Below are 9,310 nucleotides of genomic sequence, written 5' to 3'. Positions count from 1 at the left end.
ACACCCGGCTCCCCCGCCACCCCGACGCCCGGCTCGAACCGCGCGCCCCGGTCCCAGGGCTCCACACCCGGCTCCCCCGCCACCCCGGCGCCCGGCTCGTGCCGCGCGCCCCGGTCCAGGGGCTCCGCCGCCAGGCCGCACCGTGGTGGCAGGCCGGAACCCGGCGTGTCGGCGGTGGGGCGGCTGCCCTGGCCGCTCATCGGGGCCCTTCCGCAGCCGCGAGCGGGGTCGCGCGGACCGGTGCCGTGGTGGCCCAGGCGGGGACGCCGCGGGGCAGGGCGCGGGCCGTGGGGCCGGTCCAGCGTCCGGGCAGGCGGGACTCGGCGGGAGAAGCGAAGGGCAGGGGCTCGCCGGACTCGTCCAGCACGACCCGGCGGACTGGGCAGTGCGAGACGATCTCCAGGTAAATGCCGTGAAATGCCGTGATGTTCTGCTCGACGGTGAACAGTTCGAGCGCCCGGGCGCGCGCGGCGGCGCCGAGCCGTGCACGGCGCTCGGGGTCGCGCAGCAGTGCCACGCACGCCTCCGCGAGCGCCCTGGGGTTGCGCGGCGGGACGACCAGTCCCGTGCCGCCGATGACCTCCACGACCGCGCCCGCGTCCGTGGACACGGTGGCCCGGCCGCAGAGCATGGCCTCGACCAGGCTGATCGGGAAGCCCTCCACGACGCTGGAGAGGACGACGACGGCGCCGGACGCGTACGCGTCCGCCAGTGTCGGGGCCTCCGGGGAGCCGACCTCCTCGAAGGAGACGGGGTTGTCACCGACGGCGTGCGCGCCCTCGGCCTCGTCCGGGAAGAGCTGTGCGGCGAGGGCCCGGCAGTGGCCGAGGTAGGCCGCGCCCTCGGTGCCGGAGGGGGCGCCCACGATCCGCAGGCGGGCCTCGGGTTCCTCCCTGCGGACGTCGGCGAAGGCGTGCAGCAGGGACACCAGGTCCTTGGCGGGTTCGACGCGCCCGACCCAGACCAGGGTGTCCGGGTCGGCCCGGTCCGGGGACTCGCCGGCCTCCGTGAAGCGGTCGGCCTCCATGCCGGGGTACACCGTGCGGATCCGGGCGCGGTCGGCCCCGCAGCGCTCCTGCCAGCGGCGGGCGTGGGCGTTGCCCGGGGTGAGGATCTCGGCCGCGCGGTAGACCTCGGCGGCGAGCCGGCCGTGGAAGGCGCCGAGCAGGGCGCGTACGGCGGGCGCGGCGGCGTCGGGGCCGAGGCTCAGGTAGTGCGAGCGGAGCTGCACGCCGTACTCGGTGACGAGCAGCGGTACGCCGCAGAAGTGGCGGGCGAGCAGCCCCCCGAGGGCGGCGGAGCCACCCGTGGCGGCGTGGCAGAGGTCTGCGGCGCCGAGGGTGTCGTCGTCGTACCAGTCGAGGGAGAGGGGGCGCAGGGCGCGTTCGAGGTGTGCGGCGACGGTGAGCAGGTCGGGTACGCGCGCCTCGCGCGCCGTGCGCAGCGCGCGAGGCGCGCGGCAGGCGCGCTCCAGGGCGCGTACGGCGGTGTCGGAGCGCAGGGCGCCGACGAGTCCGCCGCTTTCACGGGCGAGTTCGGCGAGCCCGTACAGCGCACTGGCGAAACGGTCCGCCAGATGGCCGGACGGCACCTCGGAGCCGTCACGCGCGCGGCCGACCCCGCCGGCATCCGCCCCGCCGACATCTGATCCACCGGCATCCGCCCCGCCGACATCCGATCCACCGGCATCCGATCCACCGGCATCCGGCCCGTCGGCGACACCCCCGGCCTCCCCGGCGCACACCGCCGCCACCATCTCCCCGTAGCACTCGGCGAAGCGCCGGCGCGCGCGCCGCCCGAGGGCGACCCCGTCGTCCTCGGCCGTCCACAGCGGTGCCGTACGCACCCGGCGGACCTGCGGCGGGAGCGGAACGCAGCCCTCGGTCTCCTGGTGCCGGCTGCGGCTGAGCGCATAGACGTCGAACTCGTGCTGTGCGAGCCCGCGTACGAGCCGGTCGCACCAGAGCCCGGCGTCACCGCTCACATACGGGTAGCCACCCTCGGTCAGCAGTCCTATGCGCACGTGTGCACCCCCGTTCTCCCGTGTGGGGAGCCGCCGTTGGCCGGCGGCTCGCAGCGGGATGAACGTAAGGGGACAAGGCGGTGGTGCGACGGACGGTTGTCCGTCGCACCACCAAAAGGGGTGAACGGGCGTAACTTTCGCGTGCGGGTGGCGTTCCGCCACGCTAAGGATCGGACGGTGATCGCACGGGTGCGAAACGTTACGGCACCCGGCCCGGCGGCCCGGTGCTCAGCGCCCGGCCGGTTCCGGTTCGCCCCGGGCGGCGCGGCGGCGGGCCGACAGCTCCGGATCGAGCGCGGGTACGGCGGCCAGGAGCTGCCTGGTGTACGGCTCGCGCGGGCTGTCGTAGACCTCGTCGGCGGGCCCGTACTCGACCAGCCGCCCGCGCCGCATGACGGCGACCCGGTCGCTGACCTGACGGACGACGGCGAGGTCGTGCGCGATGAAGACGAGCGCGAGGCCGAGTTCCCGTTGCAGTTCGCCGAGCAGCGCCACCACCTGGGCCTGGGTGGTGACGTCGAGCGCGGAGACCGGCTCGTCGCAGACGATGACGCGCGGCTCCGCGGCGAGCGCCCGCGCGATGCCGATGCGCTGGCGCTGTCCGCCGCTGAACTCGTGCGGGTAGCGGTCGTAGTGCGCCCCTTCGAGCCCCACGCGCTCCAGCAGCTCCCGCACACGCCGCCGGATGGCCGCCTCGTCGTGCCCGCCCCGCGCGCGGAGCGGGTCGGCGACGGACTCGCCCACGCTGCGGCGGGGATTGAGGGAGGAGACGGGGTCCTGGAAGACCATCTGGACGGCCGGGTCCACTCCGGTGTGCGGGCGCCCTTCGTGCCGGATTCTGCCGGCGGTCGGTTCCAGCAGTCCCACGAGCATGCGGCCGAGGGTGGTCTTGCCGCTGCCGCTCTCGCCCACCACGCCGAGGGTCTCCCCGCGCCGGACGGTCACCGAGACGTCGTCCACGGCGGCGAACGCCCGCTTGCCGCGGCCGAACTCGCGCCGCAGCCCGGTGGCCTCCAGCACCACCTCGTCGGTGGCCGGGGAGCCGGTCCGGCGGGCGTCCACGCGCGGGACGGCGTCCAGCAGCCGGCGCGTGTACGCCTCGGCGGGCGCGGTGAGGACCGCGCCGACCGGGCCGCGCTCGACGGCCCTGCCGTGCCGCATGACGAGGATGTCGTCGGCGCTCTCGGCGGCCACGCCCACGTCATGGGTGACGAGCAGCAGGCCCATGCCGGTCTCCTCGCGCAGCGTGTGCAGCAGGTCGAGGATCTGCGCCTGGACGGTGACGTCGAGGGCGGTGGTCGGCTCGTCGGCGATCAGCAGGTCCGGCTCGCAGGCCAGGGCCATGGCGATGAGGGCGCGCTGGCGCATGCCGCCGCTGAACTCGTGCGGGCGGGACCGGGAGCGCCGCCGGGCGTCCGGGATCCCGACCCTCTCCAGCACCTCGACGGCACGCGCGCGTGCGGCGCGGCGTGACACGCGCGTGTGGACGCGGTGGACCTCCGCTATCTGGTCGCCGATGGCGTAGTACGGGTCGAGCGAGGACAGCGGGTCCTGGAAGACCATGGCGGCGCGGGCGCCGCGCAGCCGGCGCAGTTCCTCGTCGGAGGCCGCCTGGACGTCGGTGCCGGCCACCCGCACCGAGCCGCCGACCCGGGCTCCGGTGCCCCGGTGCAGGCCCAGCAGGGCGCCGGCGACGGTGGACTTGCCGGAGCCGGACTCGCCGACCAGGGCGAGGGCGGCGCCCTCCGCCAGGCTGAAGGAGAGCCCGTCGACGGCGCGCAGGGCGCCGAACTCGACGGTCAGGTCCGTCACTTCCACCAGGCTCATGCGAGCACCACCCGTCGGTCGGCCACCGCGTACAGCACGTCCGCGACGGCGTTGGCGAGGACCACGAAGAAGCCGATGACCAGGACCATCCCGACGACCACCGGCAGGTCGACCACCTTCACGGCATGCACCAGTTCCTGGCCGACGCCCGGCAGTCCGAAGAGGGTCTCGGTGAGGACGGCGCCGCCGACGGCCGAACCGAAGGTGACCGCGTTGAGCGCGATGACGGAGGCCGTCGCGCCGCGCAGCGCGTGCCGGGCGATCACCGCGCGCTCGCCGACGCCGTACGCGCGGAACGTACGGATGTGGTCCTCGGCCAGCGTCTCCAGCATCGACGCCCGGGTCAGCCGGGCGAAGTTGGCCGCTTCGACGAGGGCCAGGGAGAGCCAGGGCAGCAGCAGGTTCCACGCCCACTGCTCGGGGTCGTCGGTGAAGTTCACGTACTGCGGGAAGGGCAGGAGCTGGAGTTCACCGCAGACGACGATCATCAGGACCAGGCCGATGACGAAGACGGGCGTGGCGACGCCCGCCAGGGTGACCGCGGTCAGCACCCGCTCGGAGAGCCGGCCGCGCCGCCAGGCGGACAGGACGCCGGTGCCGACGCCGAGCAGCAGCCAGATCACCATCGCGCCGAGCACCAGCGAGAAGCTGACCGGCAGCTTGGCCAGGATGATGTCGGTGACCTGCTGGTCGGTCTGGTACGACTGCCCGAGGCAGGGCGCCGGGCAGTGCTCGACGGAGGTCCCGGTGGAGAAGTCCTGGCCGGCGAGGAGCCCTTGCAGGAAGTGCCAGTAGCGCACGTACAGGGGGTCGTCGAGGTGCAGCTGTCCGGCCACCTGCTGGACCTGGGCCGGCGAGCAGCGGGGTCCGCAGGTGATCTGGGCGACGTCGCCGGGGGTGACGTAGAAGACGACGTAGACGATCACCGAGAGCACGAACAGGGTGACCACGGCGCCGAGGATCCGGCGCAGGACGAAGCCGGTGAAGCCGTTCATGCCCGGTCCTCCTTCGCCGCCGCGGCCGCGCCCGGCCCCGGTACGGCCCTCTCCGCGGTCGCGTCCGGCCGCGGTACCGCCGTCTCCGCGGCCGTGTCCCGCCCCGGTACGGCGGTCTCCACGGCCGCACCCGGCCCGGGTACGGCCGTCTCCGCGCGGTTCTCGCGCTTGCGGCCGGTGCCGACGCGCAGGCGCGAGGCGGCGCGGGGGTCGAGGGCGACACGGACGCCGTCACCGAGCACGGTCAGGGCGAACACGGTCGTGAACAGGGCGAGGGCGGGCAGCAGCAGGTACTGCGGCGCCGCCTGGTACCAGACGTCGGCGGAGGTGAGCATCTGTCCCCAGGAGGGCGTGGGCGGCTTCACGCCGACGCCGAGGAAGGACAGGGCCGCCTCGGCACTGATGTTCTGCGGGATGAGCAGGGCGGTGAAGGTGATGACCGGAGCGGCGAGGCCCGGGAGCAGTTCGCGCACGGCGGTCCGCCAGGTGCTCCAGCCGCTGAGCCGGGAGGCGGAGACGTAGTCGAGGCTCTTGAGGGCGAGGGTCTGCGCGCGGACGGTCTTCGCCGTCGTGCTCCAGCCGGAGACCAGGGCGATGACCAGCGCGACGAGGACGGGCCGCGGGACGCTGTCGGGCACGACGGCCAGCAGCGCGAGAGCCATGATCATCAGTGGCATCGAGAGGAAGATGTCGGTGATGCGGCTCAGGATCAGGTCGGCCCAGCGGTTGCCCAGTCCGGCGGCCACGCCCATGACGACGCCGAGGACGACCTGTACCAGGGCGGCACCGAGCGACACGCCGAGGGAGACCCGCGCGCCGTGGACCAGCCGGGCGAACATGTCGCGCCCGGTCTGCGGTTCGACGCCCAGCCAGTGGTCGGCGCTCGCGCCGCCGAAGGAGCCGATGGGCACGCCTCCGCGCGCGGAGTCGATCAGGGCGGGGTGGTAGGTGGTGGGGTCCTGGCCCTCCAGGGCGGTGAGCAGCGGCGCGGCGAGCGCGACCAGGACGAGCAGCGCGACGACGGCCGCGGCGACCAGGGCGGCGCGCTGCGCACGCAGCCGCCGCCAGAACTGACGTGCCCCCGAGGCCGCCGGGACGGACGTGTCCGTCCCGGCGGCCTCGACGGCGGCAAGTGCCTCGCTCACGGCGCTACTTCACCGCGACCTGGGAGATGTCCAGGACGCCGGTCCAGTCGCTGATGACGACGTTCTTGACGTCCTTGCCGTACAGACGCTTGTAGACAGGGTGGAACAGCGGCACGACGAGGGCCTTCTCGCCGATCTTCTTGTCCAGTGCACCCCACCGCACGGCGGCGGCGTCAAGGTCGGTCAACTTGTTGATCGCGTCAATCTCGTCATTGACCGACTTGTCGTTCAGCAGGCCCGTGTTGAAGTTCGCGCCGTCCTTGACGATCTGCCGGCCGTCGAAGATGGGGGCGAGGAAGGGACCGCCGGAGGGCCAGTCGGCACCCCAGTGGGCGAGGAAGAAGCCCGGCTCGGTCTTCACGCTGTGGATCTTGTCCCGGTAGTCGTTGTCCTCCAGGCCGCGCAGCCTGACCGTGATGCCGGCCTTCTTGAGCGCGTCCTGGACGGCGGTGGCGATCTCCGGGCTGGTCTCGAAGTCCTTGTTGTTGGAGTGCGTGAGCGTGACGGTCAGGCCGTTGTCGTGCCCGGCCTGCTTCAGCAGCTCCCTGGCCTTCGCCGCGTTGCCGGACCTGCCCGCCGGGAACGGGTCGTAGGGCGTGTGGCCGAAGGACTTCTGGTCGGGCAGGAAGGTGGTGGCGGGCTCGGCGAGGGCGCTGCCGCCGGCCGCGTTGACCACGGAGGACCGGTCGAGGGCGTAGGCGATGGCCTGGCGCACCCTGGGGTCGTCGAACGGCTTCACCGTCGGGTTGAACGCGATGTAGTTCGTGTAGCCGAAGTGGCCGGTGCCCACGCGCGCGGCCAGTTCCTTGTCGCCGCTGACCTTGGCGAGTTCGGCCGGGCCGAGGTTGGTGTCGGTGGTGACGGCGGCGGCGTCGGCCCCCTGGGACGCGGACAGCCGCTGGTTGATCACCGAGGAGTCGAGGCCGGAGCGCACGTCGATCGTGTCCGGGTACGCCTTGCGCTCGGCGTCGGTCGCGGCCGACCAGTTCGCGTTGCGCTCCAGGACGAGGTGCTCGCCGTCGTTCTCGTTCCTGACGACCTTGTAGGGGCCGGACGAGACGGGGTGCGACTCGTACTTGGTGCCCGTGTCCTTGCCCTGGGGCACCGGGGCGAACTGGGTCTGCGTGGCGAGGTAGGGGAACTCGCCCTCGGGCTTGTTCAGGTGGAAGACGATGGTCCGGGCGTCCGGCGTCTCGATCGACGACAGGCCCTTCTTGTCCTTGTACGGCCCCTGGTAGCCGGCGGCCCCGGCCAGCCAGTCACGCAGGTAGGGCGCGCCGCCGGAGAGTTCGGGGGCGAAGGACCGCTCGATGCCGTACTTGATGTCGGCCGAGGTGATCGACGTGCCGTCCTCGTACTTCAGGCCCTTCTTCAGGGTGTACGTCCACACGGTCGCGTCCCTGTTGGGGCGTCCGGTGTCGGTGGCGAGGTCCGGGACGACCTCGGCGCCGGCCGCGCCGTTCTCGCGGTTGCGCGTGGTGAGGGTGCGGAAGACGAGCGAGGGAACGTTTCCTCCGCCTGAGGTGTACAGGCGGGCGGGGTCGAAGTCGCTCTGCGGCTCCGAGTTCAGGACCGTGAGCGTGCCGCCCTTGTGGGGCGTGGAGTCGCCGCCGGAGCCCTTGGCATCGCTGTCCTTCGGGCCGCAGGCGGCGGCGCCCGCTGCCACGACCAGGCTGACGGATACCGCGGCCACGCGGCGCGCTCTGAGGGACGGGTGACGCATCGGAATGACGACCTCTCGGGGTGACGAGTCAGGGGTTGATCGAGGGTTTCTCGATAACTGAGACATGTGGACAAGGAATGAGACGGCTGCGGACAGACGTCGGCCCCGGCGTCGGGTCGTCGAAAAATCCGTGACACGGTCACGGACGCAAGGAGAGAAGGGTCGCGACGCGAACGCCGGGCAGGCGGCGTCAGCGACAGTGGATGTCGGCCACGCAGAGTGCGGTCACGCCGATGAGCGCCAGCTCGATGGCGGCGCTCCCACGGACGGCATGACTAGACCACATGCGCAGAAATATGAACGACCGGAAGTGCTTATGTCAATGTGACATAAGCACGGTCCGTCAACTGCCGGGATAGGGCCACGGGTTGGCCAGGCAGTGGATTCCGTCGTGGTCCAGGAACTTCGTCTGCTGCTGCATGACGGGCGCCAGCTCGCCGTCCTTCTGGCAGCTGACGTGCCCGTGACCGAGCCGGTGCCCCACCTCGTGGTTGATCAGCATCTGCCGGTAGGCATGGATCCGGTCACCGTACGTGGTGCTGCCCTGAGCCCACCGGTACGCATTGATCATGACGCGCTCGGTCGCGGCCGAGTCGCAGGAGACGTTCTCCTCCAGGGTGTCCAGGTCGGACTTGGCGCACCACTTGGCGGTGGTGCCGGGGCTGGCCAGGGTGATCACGAAGTCGGGTTTGCCGGAGGAGACGCGCTCGAAGGTGCGGGCACCGCCGTGGGCCCAGCTGCGCTTGTCGTTCAGGGTCTTCTGCACGGCTTCGGCGAACAGCGCGCCGTCCAGCCCCAGCCCCTGTTCGACGTCCACGCGGTACCGGTACTTCTGCCCGGTGCCGGGTGCCTTGTCGAAACCGGGCACGGCGTCGAACTTCCCCGACGCGGTCAGCGCGGCGCCCAGGGGGTACTTCTTGGCCATCTTCTGGTCGTACGTCAGCGTCACCGCGCTCGGCGGGGCGGAGGGCGTGGCCTCGCCGGGGGCGCCGGTGTCCTGGGCCTGGCCGGTGGCGGACCCCGGCCGCTCGTCGCCCTCGGCGCGCCCTTTGGTCACCTGTCCGGCGACGACCACCGCGAGCACGGTGGTGACGGCGGCCGCCGCGATGCCGGTGAAGGCCCAGCCCTTGGTCCCGCCGCGCTGCGCGGGCACGCGCGTGCCGTCGGCCGCGCCTGCCGACGGCCGGGGTTCCCCGGCCGGCTCCTCGCCGGTACGGCGCACCCGGCCCGCCCCGGCCTCGGTGACGCCCTTGTCCCGGCCCTGCGCGCTGTCCCCGCTGCCGGCGGCGCTGCCGGCGGCGCTTCCGGTGGCGGCGTCCCCGGTGTTCCGGGTGCCCCTCCGGGCGTCCCTGGCGGTGCGAGAGCCGCCGTCACCACCGGCACCCGCGTCGAAGGCGTCGAGGTAGTCCTGCCGGGGGCCGGCACCGGGTCCGGGGCCGTGCCCCCGCCCGTCCGGCGCCGCCTGCCGCTGCCGGGGCAGCACCACACCGGGTCCGGTGCGGGCGGGTCCGCCGGCACCGGCCGGGCGCCCGGGGAACTCGCCCCAGCCGCCTCCGGCTTCCCGCTGCTCGGGGTGGCCGCCTCGCGCAGGGCCATG

At 73.1% G+C, this 9,310-nt stretch carries 8 protein-coding genes; all 8 read right to left on the bottom strand.

The window, feature by feature from the left end:
- Window positions 1–200 (bottom strand): hypothetical protein (locus GT045_RS39535; RefSeq protein ID WP_237538436.1); only part of this gene is annotated, 200 nt, incomplete at its 3' end.
- Complete coding sequence (locus GT045_RS08115; RefSeq protein ID WP_161333755.1) at window positions 197–2,023, bottom strand: DUF3492 domain-containing protein; 1,827 nt, start codon at window positions 2,021–2,023, stop codon at window positions 197–199. The genes GT045_RS08115 and GT045_RS39535, both read right to left, overlap by 4 nt.
- 228 nt (window positions 2,024–2,251) lie before the next feature.
- Complete coding sequence (locus GT045_RS08110) at window positions 2,252–3,850, bottom strand: ABC transporter ATP-binding protein (protein ID WP_161297813.1); 1,599 nt, start codon at window positions 3,848–3,850, stop codon at window positions 2,252–2,254.
- A complete protein-coding gene (locus GT045_RS08105; RefSeq protein WP_161297812.1) occupies window positions 3,847–4,845 on the bottom strand; it encodes an ABC transporter permease in 999 nt (332 codons plus the stop codon). Before GT045_RS08105 ends, GT045_RS08110 begins: the two co-directional genes overlap by 4 nt.
- Window positions 4,842–5,990, bottom strand: coding sequence for an ABC transporter permease (locus GT045_RS08100; RefSeq protein ID WP_161333754.1), 1,149 nt, complete (start codon window positions 5,988–5,990; stop codon window positions 4,842–4,844). Before GT045_RS08100 ends, GT045_RS08105 begins: the two co-directional genes overlap by 4 nt.
- A 4-nt stretch (window positions 5,991–5,994) precedes the next feature.
- Entirely contained in the window at window positions 5,995–7,713 is a 1,719-nt protein-coding gene (locus GT045_RS08095; protein WP_161333753.1) for an ABC transporter substrate-binding protein, read from the bottom strand.
- A 190-nt stretch (window positions 7,714–7,903) separates the two neighbouring features.
- Window positions 7,904–7,999, bottom strand: a complete 96-nt coding sequence (locus GT045_RS40665; RefSeq protein ID WP_345942578.1) for an Ms4533A family Cys-rich leader peptide — start codon at window positions 7,997–7,999, stop codon at window positions 7,904–7,906.
- A gap of 57 nt (window positions 8,000–8,056) precedes the next feature.
- On the bottom strand, window positions 8,057–9,310 hold a 1,254-nt coding region (locus tag GT045_RS08090), incomplete at its 5' end, for a DUF3152 domain-containing protein (RefSeq protein WP_237538435.1).

The sequence above is a fragment of the Streptomyces sp. SID486 genome, assembly GCF_009865385.1.
GTDB lineage: Bacteria > Actinomycetota > Actinomycetes > Streptomycetales > Streptomycetaceae > Streptomyces.
Note: the sequence above shows the minus strand (reverse complement) of the source record. Positions and strands in the feature narration are given on the sequence as shown.

Excerpts from the sequence above, each read along its gene's own strand:
- GT045_RS08095 (WP_161333753.1), bottom strand. The coding sequence starts at position 7,713 with ATGCGTCACCCGTCCCTCAGAGCGCGCCGCGTGGCCGCGGTATCCGTC.
- GT045_RS40665 (WP_345942578.1), bottom strand. The coding sequence starts at position 7,999 with ATGTGGTCTAGTCATGCCGTCCGTGGGAGCGCCGCCATCGAGCTGGCG.
- GT045_RS08105 (WP_161297812.1), bottom strand. The coding sequence starts at position 4,845 with ATGAACGGCTTCACCGGCTTCGTCCTGCGCCGGATCCTCGGCGCCGTG.
- GT045_RS08110 (WP_161297813.1), bottom strand. The coding sequence starts at position 3,850 with ATGAGCCTGGTGGAAGTGACGGACCTGACCGTCGAGTTCGGCGCCCTG.